This window comes from Terrabacter sp. 2RAF25 (assembly GCF_052115265.1).
Taxonomy (GTDB): domain Bacteria; phylum Actinomycetota; class Actinomycetes; order Actinomycetales; family Dermatophilaceae; genus Terrabacter.
Genome location: NZ_JBFRGJ010000006.1, coordinates 235542 through 258222, shown reverse-complemented (window position 1 = coordinate 258222; position 22681 = coordinate 235542). Strand labels below are relative to the sequence as shown.

General features: G+C 69.7%; 20 protein-coding genes, 1 tRNA gene and 1 pseudogene. 14 read left to right on the top strand and 8 right to left on the bottom strand.

The annotated features are described in order from the left end of the window. Positions 1-11 precede the first annotated feature (11 nt). Positions 12-87: transfer RNA gene (locus tag AB4091_RS16325), tRNA-Ala, on the top strand. Positions 88-145: 58 nt separating this feature from the next. Here AB4091_RS16325 and AB4091_RS16320 read toward each other — a convergent pair. Both AB4091_RS16320 and AB4091_RS16315 read right to left on the bottom strand, forming a co-directional pair. Further along, positions 146-1228: a tyrosine-type recombinase/integrase gene (locus AB4091_RS16320; protein ID WP_442292842.1), complete on the bottom strand. Its 1083-nt coding sequence runs from the start codon at positions 1226-1228 to the stop codon at positions 146-148. A gap of 228 nt (positions 1229-1456) precedes the next feature. Continuing rightward, entirely contained in the window at positions 1457-3010 is a 1554-nt protein-coding gene (locus tag AB4091_RS16315) for a replication initiator (RefSeq protein WP_442292840.1), read from the bottom strand. 534 nt (positions 3011-3544) lie between these two features. Here AB4091_RS16315 and AB4091_RS16310 point away from each other — a divergent pair. From AB4091_RS16310 to AB4091_RS16285, 6 genes are all read left to right on the top strand, one after another. Next, positions 3545-4168, top strand: coding sequence for a hypothetical protein (locus tag AB4091_RS16310; RefSeq protein ID WP_442292839.1), 624 nt, complete (start codon positions 3545-3547; stop codon positions 4166-4168). A gap of 99 nt (positions 4169-4267) precedes the next feature. Continuing rightward, a complete protein-coding gene (locus tag AB4091_RS16305; RefSeq protein WP_442292838.1) occupies positions 4268-4564 on the top strand; it encodes a hypothetical protein in 297 nt (98 codons plus the stop codon). Between the two features lie 215 nt (positions 4565-4779). Next, positions 4780-5607: an ABC transporter ATP-binding protein gene (locus tag AB4091_RS16300; protein ID WP_442275695.1), complete on the top strand. Its 828-nt coding sequence runs from the start codon at positions 4780-4782 to the stop codon at positions 5605-5607. Next, positions 5604-7025, top strand: coding sequence for a hypothetical protein (locus AB4091_RS16295; RefSeq protein WP_442292837.1), 1422 nt, complete (start codon positions 5604-5606; stop codon positions 7023-7025). Before AB4091_RS16300 ends, AB4091_RS16295 begins: the two co-directional genes overlap by 4 nt. 101 nt (positions 7026-7126) lie before the next feature. Continuing rightward, positions 7127-7705, top strand: a complete 579-nt coding sequence (locus AB4091_RS16290; protein ID WP_442292836.1) for a hypothetical protein — start codon at positions 7127-7129, stop codon at positions 7703-7705. Positions 7706-7957: 252 nt separating this feature from the next. Continuing rightward, complete coding sequence (locus AB4091_RS16285; RefSeq protein ID WP_442292835.1) at positions 7958-8398, top strand: hypothetical protein; 441 nt, start codon at positions 7958-7960, stop codon at positions 8396-8398. A 97-nt stretch (positions 8399-8495) separates the two neighbouring features. Here AB4091_RS16285 and AB4091_RS16280 read toward each other — a convergent pair whose 3' ends face one another. The 4 genes from AB4091_RS16280 to AB4091_RS16265 all read right to left on the bottom strand — a co-directional run bounded on the left by AB4091_RS16280 (position 8496) and on the right by AB4091_RS16265 (position 13505). Next, positions 8496-8924, bottom strand: a complete 429-nt coding sequence (locus AB4091_RS16280; RefSeq protein WP_442292833.1) for a hypothetical protein — start codon at positions 8922-8924, stop codon at positions 8496-8498. Positions 8925-9442: 518 nt separating this feature from the next. Further along, the gene (locus AB4091_RS16275) at positions 9443-10336 is read right to left on the bottom strand and encodes a hypothetical protein (protein ID WP_442292831.1); all 894 of its coding nucleotides are present in this window, start codon (positions 10334-10336) and stop codon (positions 9443-9445) included. A 923-nt stretch (positions 10337-11259) separates the two neighbouring features. Next, positions 11260-12648, bottom strand: a complete 1389-nt coding sequence (locus AB4091_RS16270) for a PP2C family protein-serine/threonine phosphatase (RefSeq protein WP_442292829.1) — start codon at positions 12646-12648, stop codon at positions 11260-11262. A 197-nt stretch (positions 12649-12845) separates the two neighbouring features. Beyond that, a complete protein-coding gene (locus AB4091_RS16265; protein ID WP_442293124.1) occupies positions 12846-13505 on the bottom strand; it encodes an SGNH/GDSL hydrolase family protein in 660 nt (219 codons plus the stop codon). Between the two features lie 792 nt (positions 13506-14297). On the opposite strand from AB4091_RS16265, the pseudogene AB4091_RS16260 reads away from it, so the two are divergent. Next, positions 14298-14504 (top strand): annotated as a pseudogene (locus AB4091_RS16260) (cupin domain-containing protein); the annotation flags it as partial. Positions 14505-14647: 143 nt separating this feature from the next. On the opposite strand, the gene AB4091_RS16255 reads toward AB4091_RS16260, so the two are convergent. Continuing rightward, entirely contained in the window at positions 14648-15061 is a 414-nt protein-coding gene (locus AB4091_RS16255; RefSeq protein WP_442293136.1) for a hypothetical protein, read from the bottom strand. 97 nt (positions 15062-15158) lie between these two features. Here AB4091_RS16255 and AB4091_RS16250 point away from each other — a divergent pair, with 97 nt between their 5' ends. The 6 genes from AB4091_RS16250 (at position 15159) to AB4091_RS16225 (ending at position 21697) form a co-directional block, all read left to right on the top strand. Then, entirely contained in the window at positions 15159-15458 is a 300-nt protein-coding gene (locus tag AB4091_RS16250) for a MerR family transcriptional regulator (RefSeq protein ID WP_442292827.1), read from the top strand. Between the two features lie 244 nt (positions 15459-15702). Next, positions 15703-16863 carry a magnesium and cobalt transport protein CorA gene (locus tag AB4091_RS16245; RefSeq protein WP_442292825.1) on the top strand — a complete coding sequence of 387 codons (1161 nt, stop codon included), beginning with the start codon at positions 15703-15705 and terminating at the stop codon, positions 16861-16863. Between the two features lie 33 nt (positions 16864-16896). Next, positions 16897-17736, top strand: a complete 840-nt coding sequence (locus AB4091_RS16240; protein ID WP_442292823.1) for a DUF72 domain-containing protein — start codon at positions 16897-16899, stop codon at positions 17734-17736. A 152-nt stretch (positions 17737-17888) separates the two neighbouring features. Beyond that, positions 17889-18425 (top strand): OsmC family protein, encoded by a 537-nt coding sequence (locus AB4091_RS16235; RefSeq protein ID WP_442292821.1) that lies wholly within the window; start codon positions 17889-17891, stop codon positions 18423-18425. Between the two features lie 9 nt (positions 18426-18434). Next, complete coding sequence (gene pta, locus AB4091_RS16230) at positions 18435-20522, top strand: phosphate acetyltransferase (protein ID WP_442292819.1); 2088 nt, start codon at positions 18435-18437, stop codon at positions 20520-20522. After that, positions 20519-21697 (top strand): acetate/propionate family kinase, encoded by a 1179-nt coding sequence (locus AB4091_RS16225; RefSeq protein ID WP_442292817.1) that lies wholly within the window; start codon positions 20519-20521, stop codon positions 21695-21697. Before pta ends, AB4091_RS16225 begins: the two co-directional genes overlap by 4 nt. Here the strand turns inward: AB4091_RS16225 and AB4091_RS16220 are convergent. Further along, positions 21694-22560: an SDR family oxidoreductase gene (locus tag AB4091_RS16220; protein ID WP_442292815.1), complete on the bottom strand. Its 867-nt coding sequence runs from the start codon at positions 22558-22560 to the stop codon at positions 21694-21696. The two genes, AB4091_RS16225 and AB4091_RS16220, sit on opposite strands and share 4 nt — an antisense overlap. Positions 22561-22681: the final 121 nt, after the last annotated feature.

Sequence of the window (22681 nt, the reverse complement as noted above, 5' to 3'; positions counted from 1 at the left end):
CTTCCGCACCTGGGGCTGTGGCGCAGTTGGTAGCGCGTCTCGTTCGCAATGAGAAGGTCAGGGGTTCGAATCCCCTCAGCTCCACCAGACAGAAACCCCGTCCCACCTGCGGAAACACGCCGCGAGGGGCGGGGTTCTCTCTTTGTCATCCGCCCTTCTCCTGCCGATGTGTCCCCCCGGTGTCCCCCGGGGTCACATTGAGCCTCGCCAGACCGGCCAGATCGGCACCCGTTCCGAGGAAGTGCAGGTAGCGGTTCGTGGTGCCGATGGACTCGTGACCCATCCACGCCTGGACTGTCCCGGGGTCCACTCCGCGAGCCAGCCAAAGGCACGCAGCGGTGTGGCGCAGGTCGTGAATCCGCCGCCCTCGACCCGTCGTCGACCACTGCAGGCTGCGCAGGACGGCCGACCGGTGGAGCTGCGACCCGCGCTCGGTCACCAGGAGCAGGTCGCCCGGCGCCTTGCCAACGCTCAGACCCCGAATGATCGGGAGCACCCGGTTGGCGAGGGGCACGCGACGCGACAAACGGCCCTTGGTCGACTTCACCGCACCGCCCTCCGGTTGCGATCGCCGGACCAGCAGGCCCGGGGTCGGGACCTCCACGACGTCGGCCACCCGGAGCGAACGTGCCTCCGCCCACCGCAGGCCGGTCCACGCGAGAACGAGAAAGATGTCCGCGAGCCGTGGCTCCGCTGCATGCCAGGTCGCGTAGACCTCCTCGAGCTCGCCTTCGCTGAAGGGGTCCATCTCGTCCGTCTCGTCCGACTGACGCGGCACACGCACGCCGGTGACCGGGTTGCCCAGGATCAGCTTCTCGCGCACGCACCAACTGAAGAACGACGACAGGCTGGCGCGGTAACGCACGACCGACCCCTCGGCTAGACCGACTGCCAGCAGCACCTCGAAGGACCGGGCCACCTCCCGGCCCGAGACGGCGGAGACCTGCAGCGCCAGCATGCTGGTCGGCATCAGGCGCGGCAGATCCCGGTCTGCTCGGTAGGTCTTCGCGGCCACGGTGACCCGACGAATCTCGAGCCACCGCTGGACGAGTGGCCTGACGCGCTCACGTCCGGCCCGCGGGTCGACCCCGCCGGCCAAGGCGGCCCGCTCCCGGTCGAGCCAGGCCTTGGCCTCGCGGCGGGTGTCGAAGACCTTGCTGGCGACGCCGACCCGGCCACTCTTGAGCCGTGCTCGGAAGCGGCCGTTGGGCATCTTCGAGATGCTCATGCCGCCATCCGTTCGATCCACTTGGTGACGTCCTCGGGGCGATACCGCGGCGCGTACGGCGACAACCACACGACCCGCGGCCCGTGACCTGTCTGACGCCACCGGCACAGCGTTGCTGGCGAGACCTGCAACGCGACTGCCACCTCGCGCGAGGTCAGCAGCACCGGCAGAAGCGGGACCTTCTGGTCCCCTGACTTCTCTACTTCCATGTCCGAACTCCTCTCTCTGTCAGTCGTTCTGGTGCTTGATCGCTGCCCGTTCTTGGGCGTACTCGCGGGCGCGGGCGGCAGCAGCTTTGGCGAGCTCGACATCGCCGTCGGTGTCCCACCCGGATCCGGCGTAGGTCCAGTTCCGGATGACGAGGGTGGTCTCCTCGACGTCGGCTGCCAAGAGGTCGTCGAGGTCGCGGACGTCGAGGCTCCGGCCCTCGCGGTTCGCGGCCGCCAAGGCCCGCTCGTACCGGACCCGTCGCTGGCGCAACTGCCCGAGGGTGACCGAGTAGCGGCGGGACTTGGTGGAGAAGTGTCCGCGGAAACCGAGCATGTGCCGCCATTTCCAAAGCAGCCCGTAGGGGTGTTCCCGCAGCGCGATGCCGTCGCGGCGGGCGTCGGCGTGGATCCGGTCGGTCACCTCAGCGATGGTGGCGCGCAGCCGGCGCGCGTGGGGGCTGTCGGTGCCGGTGGAGTCGGTGGCGGACTTCGTCGCGTACTTCGCCAAGTAGCCGGCGACCTGCTCCGGGGTCAGTGCCCGGTCCGGGTCGTCGGTCCTGCGCGCGGTGGCGATGGGGCGGGAGTCGAGCTGGGCGCCGAACCGGAGCCGGCGCACCACATCCGCCTCGTGCAGCGGCGGCGCGTCGAAGACCACCCCGGCGGCGGCCTGCTCGACGAGCCGGGCCAGGAGCGCGGCGGTCAGTCCGGTCGGCGCTGACGCGAACCCGTCCGCCGACTTGGGGCCGTCGAGGCGGATGAGGGTGTGGAAGTGGACGATGCCGCGCTGCTGGTACTCGGCGACCTTCGCGTACTGCACCGTCACGAGCTCCGCGAGCCGGGACTCGGGGACGCCTAGGTGCTTCGCGAGGGTGCGGCGCAGGTCGATGGTGAACCGGCGCCACAGCTCGGGCGCCCACCATTGCCAGACGAGGTGGCTCTCGTAGTCGTAGCAGTCCCGACACCGGGGCTGCCCGACCTGCTCGTCCCCATCCCCATGCCGGGTGTGGCAGACCGTCGGGCGGCCGTGCTCGCAGACCCGGTCCTGGCGCTTGATGGTGAAGGGGCGGCAGGTGCGGCCGCCGCGGGTGCCGTGGACGAGCCCGAACGAGGGAGCGGTCAGGGTCGCGAAGACGAGCGGGTTCTCGCTCACCTGCTCGGGGACGCCCTTGCCGCCGGTGACACCGGCCCGAATGAGGTGGAAGGTGTCTGCCGCGTACAGCCGGGAGCAGGACGGGCATTCGACGGCACGACGGTTCCCGCACCGCACGTGCAGCACCCCGAGCGGACTGTCGGCCGAGGAGAACGACGAGATGACCTCGCCCGTCTTCACGTCGACGGTGTCGGAGTGGCCGTGCAGGCGAATCGGCTTGGCGCAGTGCCCGACCCGGGAGGCGGCCTCGGACCAGGCGTCGAAGTCCCGGGACAGCAGCCGGGCGACGACCTGGGCCTCGGTCGTGGCGTCGAGGTGACCGAGGTCTAGCGGGTGGCCCTCACCGGCAGGGCGCTCACCATCTTGCTCGGCGGCGCGCAGGGGGACGGCGTCCCAGACGCGGTCTCGTGTTGCCCGGGTCATCGTCGGCCACCCCCTTCCCTATCCGGTCCGGGTGGGTGTGCCGTGCAGGTACTGCGGCTCCCGCTGCACGGCACACCCGGTCCGAAGGGCGGCCCAGAAACGATCGAGAAGAAGATGCCGGCGTCGCGGGGAGCCGCGCACACGCCAGGTCACGTCAAGAGATCACGAAGAAGATGGCGGACCAGTCGATGCGTGTCGTGTGTGTGGCGGCTATTCGTGTGGATGGCCTCTGGCCGGGGTGGGGAGCCGACCCCCTGGGCATCAAGCCCGCATGTTTGTCAGTTCAGGTTTTGTGTAGGTATGTCCGCACTCCCAGAATCCACACCCAGGGCGCCGAACCACGAAGAAACACGCCGCGTGTCGCGCGATCGAAGTTTCACCCACATGCCGAATAGCGGACGTTGCGGTCCTGCCCATGGCAATGACGCTGAGTCGAGCCGAGCTATGCGCCGTGGACCAATCTGAGACGGCCAGAATGGACCGGGTGTTAGGTTCCCGCGCATGGGGAGGATCCGAGGTCCATGGAAGTCCATCGTGACGGCATGCGTCGGGCTAGCGCTGCTGTCTCTGCTGTTCAACATCACGCTGCCTGCAGAACTTGAGGGCAACCTCCAGGCCTGGTCGTTCGTCCGTAAGTCCATCGGCAACGTGCTCAACTCCGGTACCGCTTGGGCAGCCGTCGCCTTCTACGCTGGTTGGAAGATGGCCAAGCCGTGGACGGCGTTTTTGGTCGGCATCGGAGCAGCCGTCGCCACGCTGCTGATCCACTACGTGGTCGGATCCGCGCTGCACATCTATGAAGCAGGCGAAGTCGGAATGAACGGCATCTGGTTCCAGGCAGCCGTAGTGCTGTGTGGACCTATGGGCCTGGTGGGTTGGTTGGCCGCTCGGCGGGGATGGCTCAGCCTTCTCGCGCGCCTCGTTGTCCCGTTGGGGGCGATCATGGAGCCGTTCGTGCTCAGGAAGTTCGACAACTACCCGCCTAATCGACCTTGGGCGGTTCAGTATTCCGACATGACAAGCGGCGTCATCCTCATCGTCCTGGGTGTTCTAGCCGCCGGCTATGTCCTTCGGCGCGGACCCGCAGGTCTGCGCCACACACGCGGCCGCGCAGATGGCGGCATCGAGAAGCGCGCCACTGAATCCCTCGCGTCCTGAACGAAGACTCCGCCCGCTAGGAACGGGATCTCCGATCATGCCGCAGATCGCGCGGTTCACGGGACCGGACGTTGAGCGCTGGCATGCCAGTCTTCCCTCATGACGTGGACCGACTTCCGCGAGCCCTGGCACCGAGCCGACGGTGACAGCGCTCGGACGTTCGAGGCTGAAGCGGCGGCAGAGATCGCTGACGGCCACGAACTGCATGGGCTGGACCTGATCGCCATCGCAACGTGCGAGGGCTGTGACTCCGTGGTCTATCGCGGATCGGACGGCACCTTCGCGATCGTGCATCTCAGCTGGACCACGAAGCGCGAAACCCCGCCATGGCCGCGCACAACCCGATTGGGGGGTTTCATCGCGGCCGAAGCGGCGATGGATCAACACGAGCACTGACCGCTCATGCCGCTCTGAGGGCGACTACGATCGCCCGACCATGCCGCGGGGCGTGCCCTACTGCGCGCCTCGTCGGTGCGACTTTCGAAGGGTGTGGGTCTCTGTGTCGACCGGGGGCGCGTCGTCGTCGCGGTTCGTTCGCGAGGCAGCCGTAGTGGCCTGCGGTACCGTTCACGCGCCGCCTGCAGGGGGCGGCGGCTCACAGGGGAGCTCAGATGCTCGATGCGAATGATCCAGATCCGGTCGCCACGCCGGTGGTCGGACTGCACGGGGTGACCGTGCGCTACGGCCGTGCGACGGCCCTCGACGACGTGTCGGTCTCGTTCGGCCCTGGCGTCACCGGGCTCCTCGGCCACAACGGGGCCGGGAAGTCGACATTGATGGGCGTGCTGATCGGGCTGGTCCGCCCGAGCGCCGGGGAGGTGCACCTTTCCGGGGTGGCGGTCAACAGGCGTGGCTCCCGGGCGCAGTTGCTGCAGTCACTTGGCGTTCTGCCGCAGCGCTTCGAGGCGTTCCCCTCCTTCCGGGTGCGTGAGTTCCTCGAGTACGCCGCCTGGCTGCGCCGCGTACCGGTGGCCGAGACAGCCGGTGCCATCGATCGGGCCTTGGCTCTGGTCGGGCTCACCGCACTGGCTGACCGCCGCATCAAGGACCTGTCCGGCGGGATGCAGCAGCGGGTCGGCATCGCCTGCGCCGTGGTGCACCGCCCACGTGTCCTGGTCCTGGACGAACCCACGAACGGCCTCGACATCGAACAGCGCGCCGCCTTCCGCGACATCGTCCGATCCCTGGATCCCGGCACCACCACGATCATCAGCTCGCACCTGGCCGAGGACGTCGCCGCTGTGTGCCACCGAGTCGTCGTTCTGCAGCAGGGCCGAGTCGTCGCCGAGGACAGTCTCGCCGGACTCATCGCCGGGACACGACCACCGGCCGAGCCGGCCACACATGCCGGTGACGCCAGTGACGCCATCCCGGTCGTCGTGGACGGTCCCGGACTGGAGCAGGCCTACCTTCGCGTGCTGGCCGCGAACGGCCGATGAGCACCCGGACCCGCAGCCAGCCGCCCGCGTCCACGCTCGCGGCCGACCCTCGACAACACCGGCTGTCGGAATGGCTGTGGAACCGGGTGTGGAACTGGCTGTGGCACGAGTTGCGCACCACACCGGCCCGGTGGCCTGCCCTGGGGCTCGCGGTTACCGGGGTGCTGTCTGCGCTGACCGGGTCGCCGCACTGGGTGGGACGCTGGAACGACACGACCCTGTTCGCGCACCTCTACGGGTCGATCGTCGTCGGAATCGTCAGCGGCATCGTCGCGGCCCTCATCGTTGGCCGCTCGCAGTCGCGAGGCGTGGCCGTCCTGGAAAAGACCGGGCTGCGCTCCGGGCCGGCAGTCGTGGCGCGGTCCGTTCTGCCGGTGTGGGTGCTGGCTGCCGGCGCGTTCCTGCTCGTGCTCGCGGCTGCGGCGGTGCGCACCGTGTTCGTGTCCGGCAGCGGCTCGCCGGCGTGGGGTGTCTTCGTGATCACGTTGTGCCTGCTGGCGTTCCAAGTCGCTGTCGGCGCCTTCCTCGGGGCGTGGCTGCCCCGGTGGGCGGCGGTCGTCGGGACCGGTGTGCTGCTCTACGGGGCGCTCGTGCCGGTGTACCTGCCCGACGCCGAACGCACCTGGGGACGCCTCTACCCGGTGATCCAGCAACGCTGGGACGACGACGTCGTCCAACACGCGGCACGGATGTTCAGCGCAGGCGCCTGGCTCCTCGCGGCCGCCGGCCTGCTCCTGGTGGCCGCCGGGTCGCGTCATCGCTCGACACGGCCCTCGGGCCGGACCGCGGTCACCGCCCTGCTGCTCGCGGGCGCTGCCGCCGCGGGCGTGCTCCTGCCGCAAGTCGCCCGCGGCCAGCAGTGGATGTCCACCGCCGCTGCCGCGCGTCTACTCCAGTGCGCAGAGCACGACTCGGCGCGCGTCTGCGGCTACTCCGCCACCCGGCAGGACCTCGAGATGCTCGCCGCCGCCTTCGCGGACCTGCGCCGAGCCGGCGCCGAGCTCGACTTCCTCCCCGCCCAGCTCGTCGAAAGCGGCGCACCGGTAGCCCCCGGGGAACCAGGCGCGCCAGCCGAGATCTGGGACACCTCCCGTGACCGCACCGCAGCCTGGAGCGCCGACCCCTCGGGGGTGATCGACCGGTCCCGTGCGGTCGAGCTCGTGGCCGCCGCCATCGTTCCCGTCGTCGACCAGGACTGCCTCCGCAGCGAGTTGGCCGCACGGACCGACCTCGACGCCAGCCGGGACATCGCCGCGACACTCACCGACCGGATCACCTCCACCGTCTCCCGGCCTGACGACACCCCGGCCCACGACCAGCTGGTCCACCTGCCGCCCAACCAACAAGACGCCTGGATGAACCAGGCCGTCGCGGCCGCCGCGGCGTGCCGACCGCTCCCACGGGTACCCACACCGTGAACCCGCCGTCGACCTCCGCGAGCCCGGCACCGCGATCACCGCGATCACCGCGGCCACGCGGACCACGACCCGGCGCGGCTCCCTGGCGCGGACCCTGGCTGATGGCCAGAGGACTGGGCATTCCCGCGACGCTGGCCACCTCAGCACTCATCGTGATCGCCTTCGCCGTGCCCGCATCCCTCGCGCTACCCGTCGGCGTCCTGACAAGTGTCACCCCAGCCGTCATGCCGCTCTACCTCGTCCAACCCGTCCCCCTCGCCATGCTCCTGGGACGCAGCTGCCACAGCCCCGCAGCACGGCTGGAGGCCACCGCACCCCGCCGGGCCCGCCACACCCACGCGGGCCTCCTCGGCGCCCTCATCGCCACCACCCTCGCCATGCTCGCGATCAACCCCGCCCTGACCCGCGACAGCTACGCCCTCGTCACCGCCTCCTACCTGGGGTCCGTCGGACTGGTGTGCACCGGCGTCGCCCTGCTCGGACGCGTCGGCGTCCTCCTGCCAGCGGCCTACCTGTGCCTGCTCACCGTCCTGGGCACCTCCGACAACGGGCAACCGGCGTCGTGGGCCTGGACCATGCAGCCCACCCCAACCGCACTCGCCACCGGTGTCGCACTGCTCGCAGTCGGCGCCCTCGCTCTCGCGGCACGCTGGAGAACAACCAAGCGCGACCAGGAATGAACGCCTCACCTTCCACCCCGCATGACCGCCCCTGACCTACCTCCCGACCCACCTCCCGACCTACCTTCCCCGGGCCGGCGGTCCTGCCAGCGGCCGCCGCTCGACGATCAGTGGTCGTCTGAGCCCGCGCCAACGTTCGCGCATGCCGCGCACAGACCGTCCCCTCGTGCCGCGAGCCTCGTGCAGTCGAGGCGCGCAATGTTCGTATTCGCCGAGCGGCCCGGGCCGAGGCGGGCCATGCAAAACTCGCCCATGCCCACCACCATGACGGAGCACGATGAGCGCAGAGTGGGGCCGCTGCCCGGCCGTCACCTCAAGCTCGCGCTTGCCATCTCTGTTGTGGTCCTTCTGGCAGCAGTCCTCACTGGGTGGCATGTGTGGACTGATCGCCAACCCACGATCTACTCCGCGATCGATGCCTACACCTCCGCTGTCGAATCCGGAGACCGAACTGCTCTCGAAGCGATCATTGCTGAGGGCCCTGGACGGGAGGCGCTCCTTCAGCGGCATGCGGGAAAGCCGAGCACTGTCACCGGCGTGACGACGGACATGAGCGTCTCAGCCGTGTGGTGGCAGCTAGAGATCCGCTACGAGCTTCCCGGACAAGAGCAGACCAGCGAGCATCTGCTGGTGCACCCGCGCAGTGAATCGCCCGACCGCCTGATCGACTACGCCATCAGCCCCGCTCCCTGAGGCAGCTGGCGACGGACTCCTAGGGCGCCGTCCGCTTCTGCCGCCGGTCGGACGACCCCGGCTTCCGGCGCACTGACGAAGATCCGTGTGTTGGGGGTCAGTACGGTCCAGAGGGGAGGTTGCTAAACCACATCACCGCCTCCGAGGCAGGCGCACCATGCGGCTCGTCCACGGCCAACCGCAGGTAGAACGGAACCATCTCGAGGCTGCCCGATTGCTCAGCCAGGCGCTGGATCGGCATCAGTAGGCCGAAGCGGCCCTCGAGCTGGCGCCAGGTGAGACGAACGCCAGGCTCGGGGTCAAGGTCCGGCGGCACACCCCGGCTCACCCAAACGACCTCGATACTCTCGACCTCGCCGCCGTTTCGTCCGGAGCTCCTGGACGAGCGGAACCCTTCCACCGCCTGGCGAGCCGCGTCCATCAAGGACATTCCAAGGGGAATCGCAGGCCCCGCTACGGCGTCGTCCCGTCCGCTAGTCATGTTCACATACTGGTGCAGGCCGAGCCGGTCTAAACGCACGGACATGCCGCTCTCATGGCATCTCACAACGTCAGCCGTGAGGCTCACCAAGTTGGAAGACCTCGTCGCGCACTCGGCGGGACTCATCTGCGCCGGCCCATGAGACCGCGTACTCCACCCCTCTCCAAGTGAAGCGTCCTTCGGACCAACTCCTCACTTCACCCGCGACGTCCTCGGGCTGGTCAACCGAGTCGTCGAGCATGTCGCCGTCGTCCAGCATCACGAAGCCGGCAGAGACTTCACGTTGCGGCGACCATCTTCGCCACCACAAGTGACCGCCCTCCCGCTGGGCCTCCACCCAGAGGGCGTACGAAGACCCAACCCCGAGAGCCCGATGGGTGGATGAGCCGGCCCGCTCGCTCACGGAAAGGATCCAGCTGAACAACGCGAGAATCATCGAACACTGGACGCCGAGGCACAACGCGATCATGACAGCGATACGCCGAAATGCCTTCGCCGAGGCGAACATCCGCTACTGCCGCCGACCGCGCGTGGCGAGTGCGGGCGTGGGCCACGCATCTGGGTCAGTCCTCGGGGGGCGGAACAATCCAGCTCGCCCGTGGACCTCTGACCGTGTAGCTCCATGTGTCGCCACTGCTGCTCCACCCGGCGGGCAGGCGCTGGATGGTGCCGGCACGTGGCGTCGTGATCTCCACCTCGCGGAGTCCGCGACTGGTGGCCAAGGACTCGACGTTCGAGACTGGGCGATCGCCGCGGATAACGACCACCGCAAGTCCGGGCAACGCACCCAGCGGAGCGAGGTCGAGCGGGGATGAGTCCGCGGGCAACTTCAGGTCGAGAGCGTTCAGTGAGGTGCATCGGGCGAGTGGCGCGAGGTCCGCGACTCGAACCGGCGCCAGTCGCAGTTCTTCCAGCCCAGCGGAAGCAATGGAGTCAAGGTCGACGTCGAAAGGCGCAGCGGAAGCGACACGGATGGTGGTCGGCCTCGACCGCAGGCCGTCCAGCAGACCAGGACCCCCATGCGCAACAGGATCGAACATCTCAATGCTCAACGTCTCGAGGTCGCGCAGTTCGGTGAAACCGACGACGCGACACCCGCCGGCCATCAGGTGCCTCAGCCTCGTGAGCGGCCCGACGTCAAGGGTGGACACCTTCGTGGTTCCAGTGCGCACGCGAAACGAAGCCGTCAGTGACACCAGGTCGGTGCACTGCGAAACCCATGACAGGTCCCGGGTGTGCCCCTCGATCTCGAGCCAGCGCAGGCCCGGCAGCTTCGCCGCCTCCGGTGGCTGGGCATTTCCCCGGTTGCGCCATAGAACGCCGGCGCAGCCATAGGCGAGGTACGCCGCGTAGCAGTCATCGTCCCAAGGGCCGGTGACGTCCAGCCGGCGGTAGTCACGGCCCGGGAAGAGGATCCGGGTCAATCGGTATGTGCGACCACGACGTGCAACGGCCACCCAGCGATCTCCTCATGTCCAAGACGTCTCCAGCTCTCGGCCAACGTTCAATCAGCCGCCCGAGCACGCACTGCAATGATCCTTCCACGCCATAGTCGCCAAGATGGAACGCGCGCAAGTGCCGCGCTGAGGACGGCTACGCTCGTCCGAATCTGTCGCTGCCAGTGCGCGCCGCTCAGGGACAGCGGGTTGGCATTCGATTCGGTGAAGAGTTTCTGTACTGGCTCAAGCTGCGCCCCCGGCGCAGAAAAGCGCGGGGACCCGCGGCAGGGACCCCGCGCTGCGGGCGGCGCTGGCGCGCCGTCCTCGCGCACCCCGCCGCCCCCACGCTTCTTCACGAGCTCATGGCGGAGCCCGACGCGTTGACGACACTCGCACTCTCCCTCTCGTCGATAAGCCCGGGCACAGACGCCTGGACGAGGGAGGCCCCAGCCGTTGTGTGCCTGGCCGGCTCCTACGGAGGACCACTGCCCACCTCCAGCGCGCGGCGAGGACGACGACCCGCTCGGCTGGCTTGCACGAGCGCCTTCCGCGCGGCACCTCACTGCTCGGAGCGTTCCCGTCACTGCGCAGACCCGCGTGCTCGAGTCGTGTCCCCCCGGTGTCCCCCGAGCCCCGAAACTCCCGTCCGACAAGGGTGCCGAGGTAACGCATGCGCAGCACCAGGACGAGCATGATCAGAACCCTGCACCTGTTCGCAATGAGAAGGTCAGGGGTTCGAATCCCCTCAGCTCCACCACCGAGAAACCCCGTCCCACCTGCGGAAGCACGCCGCGAGGGGCGGGGTTCTCTCTTCGTCATCCGCCCGTCTTCTGCCCGTCGTCGACGACTGCAGACCCGCGGCGCGGCCGAGCGGTGCAGCTGCGATCCGCGGTCTGTCATGAGCAGCAGGACTCCGGGCGCCAGACCGACGATGTCGTTCCTCAGGGATCGTGGGCGATCGGCTCACCCGGGCGCCTGAGAAGCGGTGAGTCAAGGGTCCGATGTGGCGGGTCCGGGGAGGCGGCACCGGTGCGTCGACGCTCCGCGCCTCCTGTTGTGTCGCGCAGTCCGCCGTGCCCGCCGTGCCAGTCAAGGACGAGCAGCGTGGCGTCGTCGGCCAGGACCGGACCCGCGACCTCCAAGACGAGGTCGGTCAGCCGGCGGGTGGTCTCGCGAGGGTGCAACGCCCGGGTGAGGGCGATCTCGGCGACCAGGTCGAGGGTCGCCGCACCGCGCTCGAGCATGCCATCGGTGACGAGGACCAACCGGTCGCCCGGGTGCAGGGTGATGTCGGTGGATCGGTAGGTGGTCTCCTCGAACAGGCCCAGCGGCACGTCCACCGGGAGCCGGACCGCGCTGGTGGCGCCGTCGCGGCACAGGTAGGGGGCCACGTGGCCCGCGTTGAGCAGTGCCAGAACGCCGGTGCGCAGGTCCAGGCGCCCCAACATGCCCGTGGCGAAGCCCTCCGATCGAGTGTTGGAGGAATGCTCGTACAGGGCGCGGTTCGCGGCCTGTGCCTGCTCGAGGAGGGAGCCACCCTGTCTGCGGGTGTTGCGCAGGCTTCCGACGCACAGGGTGGCCGTCAGGGCACTGGCCACGCCGTGACCCATGGCGTCGGTCAGCGACAGGTGCAGCACGTCGCGGCCCAGGCAGTAGTCGAAGGTGTCACCACCCACGGACGCGGCCGGCTCCAGCCACGCCGAGAGCGTGAACGCCCCGGCCTCGCAGGTGAACGCCGCCGGCAGCAGGCGCCGTTGGATCTCCGCGGGCAACGTGAACGTGGCGCTGCGTTGCGCCCACTCGAACAGGTCCGTATGCCTTCGGTTCGCGATCACGACGAACGACAGCACGTGACCGATCCGCGCGATCTGCAACAGCGAGTCGGTATCCGGGGCGGTAGGCAGGGACAGCTGGAGCAGCCCGAGCACCTCGCCACGCTCCGTCACCGGCGCGAGGACCACCCAACGGGCGCCCGGCCCTCCGGCCGCGTCCGGCGACGGAGCAACGACCTGCACGGTCTGGGTGCGCAGCGCCTCCTCGACCGCGCCTCCGTCGAGGGGAACTCCGACCGCCTGTTCGCCGTCGTCATGCCGGACCTCACCCTCGAGACCCCCGAGGTCGAGCGCCGCCAGATCCTCATCGGACGCACGGTAGGTCAGGCGCACCAGCCCCCGCCCGGAGATGTCCGCGATCAGGAAGAACGCGGCGGAGGCGCTGAGGGCCGCCGCCAGTGCGTCCGTGACCGCAGCCACCGCCTCCAAGGGCGACGCGTTCTCCGCCGCCTCCAGGACCGAGCTCAGTGTCTCCGTGAAGCCGTGGCGCACAGCCATGTTCGGCACGCTACGCCCTGAACACGGCCACGTATTCGTTCCCCCCGGACTACCGGGCACTCGGGGCGTCCGTCTGAGGTGTCTGGGGGTTTCAGCACCCTCGGTCACGGCAGTTCTCAGACCTTCAGCTCGGTCGTCGCGTGAGGAGCGGGCTGTGGACCCGCGTCAGCTCTGACCTCTCGCGTCGTGGACCATGCCTAGACTGCGGTGCCCATCCGTGTCAGGAGCTCGCCGATCGTCTGGATCCCCAGGTCGCCGGGGTGAGCGTGGTCGGCGGCCAGGAACCGGGCCGGATCGTCGAGCCCATCCGGCCCCCCAAAGACGTGGAGGTAGTCGACGCAGCGCGCCCCGTGCCCTCTGGCCACCGAGCAGATCGCGTCGGTCTCTGCCGCAGCCACCTGCGCAAAGAAGTCCCGGCCGAACGTCGCACTCGGGGCATCCCGCATACCGATGAAGGGGTTGTCGACCGACGTGACCCGCACGGGCGTCGTTCTCCCGTTCGTGACCTCGCCGAGCGCGGTGAAGATGGCCTCGTAGTTGCCGACGAGTGCTGGTGCGTATGCCTTGAGGCATGCTGCCAAGGCCTGTCTGGGCGCGCACGTTCCCTGGGGGAAGATCCCGAACGGGTCGACGTCGTTGCTGCCCACTGAGATGACGATGAGGTCACTCATGCCGACGGCCGTCCGGACCTTGGGATCGTTCTGCAGGGCGTCCCGGACGCTCGCGGATGTCGAGTCACCCTCGGCGAAGACGGTGACCTCGACCGGTCGGCCGATCTTCTTCTCGAGTTGGCTGCCGAAAACCCGCATGAACGATCGGCCCTGCCCGTCCTGGGCGGACATGTACGAATCGCCGATCCCCAGGACTTTGAAGGGCTGCAGGACCGGAGCTGGTGATCTGGCCGCAGTGACCGACGTCGACGAGGTCGTCGAGCCCGAGGGAGCCGCGCCCGAGCAGCTCGCAAGCACTGACGCGATGGTCGCAGCACCGACGACGAGCCGAACCCGGCGTCGCCACGACGACTGAGCTGAGCGTTTCATGCCCTGGGGTCCTCTCGTCGACGAGTCACTGCGCTACCAAGGGAGACCGGACATCCGCGTGTGCCGCCGAGCGCTCACCCAGGTGGCTTCACCCAGTCGTCATGGCTCATCATTCGGAGCCAGTCTTCGCCGCCAGCTCGACGAACCTAGAGGTTGCACTTCGACCGCGCCGCACGGGCGCTCGGAGCCGGCCGCCGCAGCGTTGCGCCCGGCGTAGACATAGAGGCCGGCGGGGACGCCCCCGTCCTGAACCTCGATGCTGAGCCAGCACTCCATGCCACGAGAGTACGCGCGCCATCGGCCGTGCCGAGGTTCGTTTTGCCGATGGGGTCTTTGTCCCCATCGGCGATGACCCGGGCTGCGAGAGGACACGTCCGCCCCTGCGGCGTCGCTCCGCTGCTGGTCTCCCTCCTCGATCGCAGGCGGTGGTGGCAGAGGCAGACGAGTGTCGGCGGGGGCGGCTCGGTCGAGGCGTAGCGTGGTGGGCCACAGGAGGCGAGTCGAGTGAGCCAGCCCTTCGCACGTCAGCCGCAGCACGGCCGTTCGTTCACCGCTCCGACCGGCGACGCCGTCACTGTCCTGGCGGGGGAGGTCGAGACCAGTCAGGCGATGAGCGTCCAGGAGATCGTCGTCGCGCCCCTGAACGGACCGCGACTGCATCGTCACTCTCGCGAGGACGAGCTCTGGTACGTCCTGGACGGTGACTTCCGGTTCAAGGCCGGAGGCCGGATGCTGCACGCATCGACAGGCGGCATGGCTTACGGGCCCAGAGGCATCGCCCACTGCTTCCAGAACGTCGGGGCCCAGCCGGGACGGCTGCTCGTGGTGACGGCGCCGGCAGGGCTCGACCGGTTCTTCGAGGACTGGGAAGCGCGTGGCGCGGATCCGAACGACCTCGCCGCCTGGAACGAGGTCGGCGCGGTGGGCGGTCCCGGCCGTACGGCCGGGACCGCCCCGTTTCACGAGAACACATACCAGGCCACACCACGGGCTCGGGGCGGGCTGCGCTGCCGGTTGCGGCGCCTGGCCGCGTCGGTTCGTGCAGCGGGGCTCGGCCGAGGGGCGAGCGAGCAGCGAGGCCAGGGTGGGGGCGGCGCGTCGTGCGCGTCGTCGTGCGGGGCCCCGCCCGTGCCGGGCGGATCTCCGAACTCAGCACTGACGAGAGCCTCGAACTCGAGGTCCACGAGGTCGTCGTCGCTCATCACGATCTCCGTGAACGCCGCATCGACGTCCACGCCGTCAAGGGTCCCGAGCCCGAGCGAGGGACCCTCGGCGAGCCGGCTGGTGACCCGCTCTCGCGCCGGCGTCCTGCCTCGCAGCCGCCGCACATCCATCGACATCGTCGTCACCTCCATCACGTCGTGAGCCGCCATGGATCCACCAACAGATCTGTGGTGTGTGCGATAGATTTTTTGTAGCACCAGCGCCACGTTGATGCAAGACCCGATTCGAGACCCGATTCGAGCTCCGATGACCCCCAGCGCCAACGGCGAGAACGACCCCGAGCGCGGCCTCTACGGCATCGCCGTCGCCGCCGACCTCGTCGGCATGAGGGTGCAGAACCTTCGCCTCTACGAGGCCCGGGGCCTGCTCCTGCCCTCCCGCACGTCCGGTGGCACCCGGCGCTACAGCGACAACGACCTCGTCCGGCTGCGCCGCATCCGGCAGCTCCTCGACGAAGGCCTCAACCTGGCCGGCATCGAGAAGGTGCTCGGGCTCGAGCGCGAGGTCCGCGACCTCGAGTCAGCAGCCCGCCGCCGTCGGAGCTGACCCACGCGGTTCGCGCGGTCGGAAACGACCACCCCGCACCTGCGGCGCGGGCTACACTCCCCGAGGCGACGGCATACGGGCGCGTCGCGGCGACAGCAGGAGGTGGGTCCCCATGTGTGGCGAGCCTCCCAGTCCTACGACCGACGAGAGCTGACCGCTCGAGACCCGCACGACGTGCGACCGGGCTCTCGGCGGCTCTCGTGACGCTGTCCGCCGCCCCTTCGTCCCGCCCCGGGAGGTCGTCATGTCCGAGCGCACCCGCACCACCACCCGCAACCCCATCCGCACCCTCGCCGGCCGCGTCCGTCGACCCGCCACTCACCACGCGTCGCACCCATCGCACCCCGACGACCCGTCGGGTCCCAGCCGCCAGCGGCGACAGGGCGCCAGCGTCGTCGACAGCGCCATCTACGTCGACGGCCGGCGCACGTCGTCACCCGAGAGGCTGGCCGACACGTTCCGTGCCCTGCGTGAGCTTGACGAGTCGGTGGGCTGGATCGGTCTCTACCGTCCGACGCAGGACGAGCTGGCCGCTCTCGCAAGCGAGTTCGACCTGCACGAGCTCGCCGTCGAGGACGCGATCATGGCCCACCAGCGCCCGAAGATCGAGCGCTACGGCGACACCCTCTTCGTCGTACTGAGGGCCGCACGCTACGTCGACGCATCAGAGCAGGTCGAGTTCGGCGAGGTCCACCTCTTCGTCGGCCCCGACTTCGTCATCACCGTGCGTCACAGCGAGGCGCCCGACCTGTCCGCGGTGCGCCGGCGCCTCGAGAGCGACCCCGAGCTGCTCGCGCGGGGTCCCGAGGCGGTGCTCTACGCCATCCTCGACCGGGTGGTCGACGGCTACCTGCCGGTCGTGCGGGGGCTGCACAACGACATCGACGAGATCGAGACGGAGGTGTTTCGCGGCGACCCGGCGGTCTCGCGTCGGATCTACGAGCTGAGCCGCGAGGTCATCGAGTTCGAGCGCGCCGTGCGGCCCCTCGCAACCGTGATCCAGTCGCTCTCGGCCGGGTTCGAGAAGTACGGCACGGACGAGGAGCTGCGCCGCTACCTGCGCGACGTCGAGGACCACCTTACCGCGGTGCGCGAGCAGGTCGAAGGCTTCCGCCACCTGCTCCGCGACATCCTCACGGTCAACGCCACCCTCGTCGCCCAGAAGCAGAACGAGGAGATGAAGACCCTCACCGAGGCGAGCATGGACCAGAACGAGGAGGTCAAGAAGATCTCGGCCTGGGCCGCCATCCTCTTCGCCCCGACCCTCATCGGCACGGTCTACGGGATGAACTTCGACGCCATGCCAGAGCTGCACTGGCGCCTCGGCTACCCGTTCGCGCTCGGCATGATGGGCGTCGTCAGCGCGGCCCTCTGGGGCGTCTTCAAGGGCCGCCGCTGGATCTAGCCCCGCAGGGAGCCGGCGGGGTATGGGTGCTGCATGCCCCGTGCACTCGTCGGCGTCTCCGGGTGGCGCTACCCCTCCTGGCGGGGTGACTTCTACCCGAAGGGGCTCCCCCAGCGTCTCGAGCTGACGTATGCCGCCGAGCGGATGACGTCGATCGAGGTGAACGGGTCGTTCTACTCCCTCCAGCGCCCGAGCTCGTATGCGGCTTGGCGGGCCGCCGCTCCTCCCGACGTCGTGTTCGCGGTGAAGGGCGGACGCTTCATCACCCACCTCAAGGCGTTGCGAGACGTCGAGACCCCGCTCGCCAACTTCTTCGCGAGCGGGGTCCTGGCCCTCGGTGCGCAGCTCGGGCCCATCCTCTGGCAGCTGCCCGAGCGCCTGCACTTCGACCACGACCGGCTGGCCTCCTTCTTCGAGCTGCTGCCGACCACCACGGGTGCGGCAGCCGCCCTCGCCGCGAACCACGACGACAAGGTCAAGGAGGACCGCAGTCTCACGACGACCGAGGTCGACGTGCCACTGCGCCACGCCCTCGAGCCGCGCCACGAGAGCTTCGACTCGGACGAGGCCCGGGGGCTGTGCGCGGAGCACGGAATCGCGATGGTCGTGGCCGACAGCGCCGGGAGGTGGCCCGTGATGCACGACGCGACGAGCGACTTCCGCTACGTGCGCCTGCACGGCGAGACCGAGCTGTATGCCAGCGGCTACAGCGACGAGTCGCTCGACCGGTGGGCCCAGACCTGCATCGAGTGGCTCGGCGAGGGGCACGACGTGCACGTCTACTTCGACAACGACGCGAGGGGCCACGCACCTCACGACGCCCTGCGCCTGCTCGCCAGGCTCGGCACCGACCGCGTCCCACGCGAGCCGTAGACCAGGCGCGGCACTCACCGTGCCGGAGTTGTCGTGCCGGGTGCGAGCGCCGACGGCTGCGGACGGCATACGTTGGCTGTGACCGCGTCCATCGACCCTGGAGGCCCCATGAGCGACCACGTGCAGCACGGACCACGCCCGAGGGCGCACGGATGAACCGCGACGAGCTGCGCGCCGCGCAGACACCGCTCAAGCAGCGTTACCGCGACGAGCCTGCGAGCGCACGGACACCCGTCTCGGCGACCGCGACGTTCGATGTGCCGCCGACCGTCGAGGTCACCACCTGGGCAGGCCCTGTGCGCGCCGGCCTCCACCGCGCCACGGGTGGCGACGGCGCCGACGCGTGCTCGGGCGACATGCTCATGGAGGCCCTCGTCGCCTGCGCCGGCGTCACGCTGCACACGGTCGCCGTCGCGTTCGGCGTCGACCTGCGTGACGTGACGGTGCGTGCCGAGGCCACCTTCGACGTACGCGGCACGCTCGGGATCGACCGGGACGTCCCGGTGGGCGTCATCGCGCCACACGTCGTCGCCGAGGTGACGACCGACGCCGACGACGCCACCCTCGATCGGCTGGCGACGGCGACGGAGCGCTACTGCGTGGTCGGGCAGTCGCTGCGCCGACCACCGACCTTCACGGTGTCGCGCCGTGATCCCGGTGCCGACCCGGCGCCGGCAGCCGTTCGCTAGGTTCGTGTCGTGAGCCGAAGCGTCTACGTCACCTCTCCCGAGGGCCTGACGGGCAAGTCCGCCGTGGCCCTCGGCCTGCTCGACGCCCTCATCCGCGAGGTCGGTTCGGTCGGCGTCTTCCGGCCGCTGACCACCCTCGGCGGGAGCGGCCCGGACGACGAGGTCGACCACATCGTCGAGATGCTCGTGAGCCAGCCCGGCATCGACCAGACGTACGACGAGGCCATCGGCGTCACCTACGCCCAGGCGCACGACGACCCCGACGAAGCGCTGCACGTCATCGTCGAGAAGTTCGGGGCACTCAGCTCCCGCTTCGCCGTGGTCGTGGTGGTCGGCTCCGACTACACCGACGTCTCGACGGGAACCGAGCTGTCGTTCAACGCCCGCATCGCCGCCAACCTCGGGTCGGCCGTGGTCCTCGTCGTGCACGGACGCGGCCGCACACCCGACCAGATCCGCGTCGCCGCCGACGGCGCCGTCGCCGAGCTGCGTGCCCACCACGCCCAGACGGTGGCCGTCGTCGCCAACCGGGTCGAGCCCGACGACCTCGACGAGGTGCGGGCCTCCTTGTCCTCACTGCCTTTTCCCGTCACTGGGGCGATCCCCGAGAACGCCCTGCTGTCGGCCCCGAGTTTCCGCGCGCTCGCCGAGGCCATCGACGCGCGGCTGGTGCTCGGCAGCGAGTCGTGGATGGACCGCGACAGCCTGGGGCTCGTCGTCGCGGCAATGAGCCTGCCGAACGTGCTCGCCCGTATCGGCCCCGACGTCACGATCATCGCCCCGAGCGACCGCAGCGACCTCATCCCGGGCCTGCTCCTCGCGCACCAGTCGGGCACGTTCCCGACCCTGGCCGGCATCATCCTCACCGGCGGCTATCCGATCCCCGAGACCATCGCACGGCTCTCGGCCGGCGTGCAGCAGGACCTGCCGATCGCGCTCACCGATGACGGCACCTTCCGCACGGCCGAGCGGCTCATGCAGGTGCGCGGGCCGATGACCAAGGGGTCACGCAACAAGATCGAGACGGCCCGACGCCTCTTCTCCGAGAGCATCGACGTCACGGCCCTGCTCGCGGCCGTCGACGTCTCCGCATCCGAGGTGCGCACGCCGCTGATGTTCGAGTTCCAGCTGATGGAGCGGGCCCGCGCCGACCGGCGACACATCGTGCTGCCCGAGAGCCAGGACGACCGCATCCTCCAGGCCGCCGACATCCTGCTGCGCCGTGGCGTCGCCGACCTGACGCTGCTCGGTGACGAGACGAAGGTGCGCGCCCGCGGCTCGAGCCTCGGTCTCGACCTCGACGCCGCAGCCGTGGTGTCGCCCACCGACCCCGCACTCGTCGAGCGCTTCGCCACGGAGTATGCCGCCGTGCGGGCCCACAAGGGCATGACCTTCGAGCGCGCCCGAGAGGTCGTCACCGACATCTCCTACTTCGGCACGATGATGGTCCACCTCGGCCTCGCCGACGGCATGGTCTCGGGCGCGGTCAACACGACCGCCCACACCATCCGGCCCGCCCTGGAGTTCGTCAAGACGGCCGACGGCGTGAAGACCGTGTCGAGCGTCTTCCTCATGTGCCTCGCCGACCGCGTGCTCGTCTACGGCGACTGCGCCGTCATCCCCGACCCGACCGCGGAGCAGCTCGCCGACATCGCGATGTCCTCGGCCCAGACGGCGCACCAGTTCGGCATCGAGCCGCGCGTCGCGATGCTGTCGTACTCCACCGGCGCCAGCGGGTCCGGTGCCGATGTCGAGAAGGTCAGGGCCGCAACGGAGCTCGTCACCCAGCGCGCGCCCGAGCTCGCCCTCGCCGGGCCGATCCAGTACGACGCCGCCATCGATCCCGACGTCGGCCGGGCCAAGATGCCAGACTCCCCCGTCGCCGGGCACGCCACCGTGTTCGTCTTCCCCGACCTCAACACCGGCAACAACACCTACAAGGCGGTCCAGCGCAGCGCCCACGCAATCGCCGTGGGGCCGGTGCTGCAGGGTCTGCGCAAGCCGGTCAACGACCTGTCGCGTGGCGCCCTCGTCGACGACATCGTCAACACCGTCGCCATCACGGCGGTCCAGGCCCAGCAGGGAGCATCCCGTTGACCGACACCAACGCCCAGACCTCCGGCCCCACCGCGGCTCCGCCGGTGCTCGTCCTCAACGCCGGGTCGTCGTCGCTCAAGTTCCAGGTCGTGGTGCCCGAGACCGGTGAGAAGCGGGCAGGCGGCACCATCGAACGCATCGGTGAGTCGGGCAGCGACGTGGCCGACCACGCCGCCGCCCTGAAGCGGATGACCGACGACCTGCGCGCCGACGGCGTGGACCTCGACAGCGTCCCGCTGCGGGCCGTCGGGCACCGCGTGGTCCATGGCGGTCCCGACTTCTCCGAACCGGTCGTCATCGACGACGCCGTGCTCGAGCGCGTTCGCGAGCTGAGCGCCCTTGCGCCCCTGCACAACCCGGCAGCCGTGACCGGCATCGAGGCGGCGCGCGAGCACTTCGACGTGCCGCACGTGGCCGTGTTCGACACCGCCTTCTTCTCCTCCCTGCCGCCAGAGGCGTCGACGTATGCCGTCCCGCGCGACCTCGCGCGCAAGCACGCGATCCGCCGCTACGGCTTCCATGGCACGTCCCACCAGTGGGTCTCCCGGGCTGCGGCCGACCTGCTCGGACGGCCGGTCGGCGAGTTGCGCCAGGTCGTCCTGCACCTCGGCAACGGCTGCTCGGCCTCGGCCGTGCGCGGCGGCGTGGCCGTCGACACCTCCATGGGCCTGACGCCGTTGCAGGGACTCGTCATGGGCACCCGCTCGGGTGACGTTGACCCTGGCCTGCACGCATACCTCGGTCGTGAAGCCGGCCTGTCGCTCGACGAGATCGACACGCTGCTCAACAAGAAGTCCGGTGTGCTGGGACTCAGCGGTGTCAACGACTTCCGCGAGCTCGAGAAGCGGCTTGCCGACGGCGACACCGAGGCCCGCCTTGCGTTCGACGTCGTCGTGCACCGGCTCAAGCACTACGTCGGCGCCTACCTCGCGGTGCTCGGCGGCATCGACGTGCTCGTCTTCACCGCCGGCATCGGAGAGAACAGCATCGCCCTCCGCGCCGCCGTGACCGAAGGGCTGGAGGGACTCGGCATCGCGATCGACCGCGCCCGCAACGGTGCCCGATCGAGGCAGGCACGCGTCATCTCGCCCGACGGGTCACCCGTGGTCGTCGCGGTCGTTCCGACCAACGAGGAGCTCGCGATAGCCCGCCAGACCGCTGAGCTCGTGGGCTAGCCGCGCTTCGACTCGAGGTAGGCCCGCAGCGACAGCGGCGGCCGGCCGGTGAGCCGCTCGACGTCGTCGGTGACGCCGTCGAGCTCGCCCTTCGCCACGGCCGTGTAGGTCGAGACCCAGGCATCCACCTGCCAGTCGGGTGCCCCGTAGACCGCGCGCGACGCGTACGCCTCCTCGAGGGTCTCGTCGTGGAAGGTGACCTCGCGTCCGGTGACCTCGCTGACGACGGCCGCCATCTCTGCGAAGGTCAGCGCCTCGGGCCCGGTCAGGCTGTAGGTCTGACCGGCGTGTGACTCGGGGCCGATGAGCACCGCGGTCGCGACTCGCGCGATGTCCTCGTGGGCGACCACCGCGGCCCGCCCCTCCCCGGCCGGCCCGCGGATCCCGCCGTCCTCGCCCATCATCTGGTCGACGAACTCGAGGTAGAGGTTGTCGCGCAGGAACGTCCACGCCATGCCCGAGTCCCGAAGGCGCTGCTCGGTCGCCGCGTGGTCTCGGGCCAGCGTGAAGGTCGCGTCGAGCGCTGCACCGAAGAACGACACGTAGACGACGTGCCGCACGCCCGCGGCGGCCGCGGCGTCGATGAAGGCGTAGTGCTCTGCGAGGCGATCCGCGTTCTCGGCGGCCGAGACCATGAAGAGGGTCTCGACACCCGCCAGCGCGCTCTCGGCGGCAACCCGGTCGGCGTACGCGGCCTGCACCGGCTGCGCGCCCGGGAGGTCGGGTGCGCGACCGACGTCACGCACGAGGAGGCGCTGCGGCAATCCACGGTCAGCGAGGTCGCGGGCGACGAGCCCTCCGAGCCAGCCGGTCGAGCCGGTGACAGCGAGGGCCGGGCGGTCGGTGACGGATGCGTCGGTCATCCCCCGAGCGTACGCAGCCGTGCCGTTCCGCCGATGCGCGATCGTGATCGTGATGCCGGGTTTCACGGCCGCATGGGGAACGGTCGTTGCCCCGTTGGCCGCGCCGGGCAGCATACGGTGT

Coding starts and splice junctions, on each gene's coding strand:
- AB4091_RS16305 (WP_442292838.1), top strand. CDS start 4,268: ATGACGTGGACCGACTTCCGCGAGCCCTGGCACCGAGCCGACGGTGAC.
- AB4091_RS16300 (WP_442275695.1), top strand. CDS start 4,780: ATGCTCGATGCGAATGATCCAGATCCGGTCGCCACGCCGGTGGTCGGA.
- AB4091_RS16320 (WP_442292842.1), bottom strand. CDS start 1,228: ATGAGCATCTCGAAGATGCCCAACGGCCGCTTCCGAGCACGGCTCAAG.
- AB4091_RS16270 (WP_442292829.1), bottom strand. CDS start 12,648: ATGGCTGTGCGCCACGGCTTCACGGAGACACTGAGCTCGGTCCTGGAG.
- AB4091_RS16295 (WP_442292837.1), top strand. CDS start 5,604: ATGAGCACCCGGACCCGCAGCCAGCCGCCCGCGTCCACGCTCGCGGCC.
- AB4091_RS16250 (WP_442292827.1), top strand. CDS start 15,159: ATGACCCCCAGCGCCAACGGCGAGAACGACCCCGAGCGCGGCCTCTAC.
- AB4091_RS16280 (WP_442292833.1), bottom strand. CDS start 8,924: ATGTCCGTGCGTTTAGACCGGCTCGGCCTGCACCAGTATGTGAACATG.
- AB4091_RS16290 (WP_442292836.1), top strand. CDS start 7,127: ATGGCCAGAGGACTGGGCATTCCCGCGACGCTGGCCACCTCAGCACTC.
- AB4091_RS16220 (WP_442292815.1), bottom strand. CDS start 22,560: ATGACCGACGCATCCGTCACCGACCGCCCGGCCCTCGCTGTCACCGGC.
- AB4091_RS16315 (WP_442292840.1), bottom strand. CDS start 3,010: ATGACCCGGGCAACACGAGACCGCGTCTGGGACGCCGTCCCCCTGCGC.
- AB4091_RS16240 (WP_442292823.1), top strand. CDS start 16,897: ATGCCCCGTGCACTCGTCGGCGTCTCCGGGTGGCGCTACCCCTCCTGG.
- AB4091_RS16285 (WP_442292835.1), top strand. CDS start 7,958: ATGCCCACCACCATGACGGAGCACGATGAGCGCAGAGTGGGGCCGCTG.
- AB4091_RS16255 (WP_442293136.1), bottom strand. CDS start 15,061: ATGGCGGCTCACGACGTGATGGAGGTGACGACGATGTCGATGGATGTG.
- AB4091_RS16235 (WP_442292821.1), top strand. CDS start 17,889: ATGAACCGCGACGAGCTGCGCGCCGCGCAGACACCGCTCAAGCAGCGT.
- AB4091_RS16245 (WP_442292825.1), top strand. CDS start 15,703: ATGTCCGAGCGCACCCGCACCACCACCCGCAACCCCATCCGCACCCTC.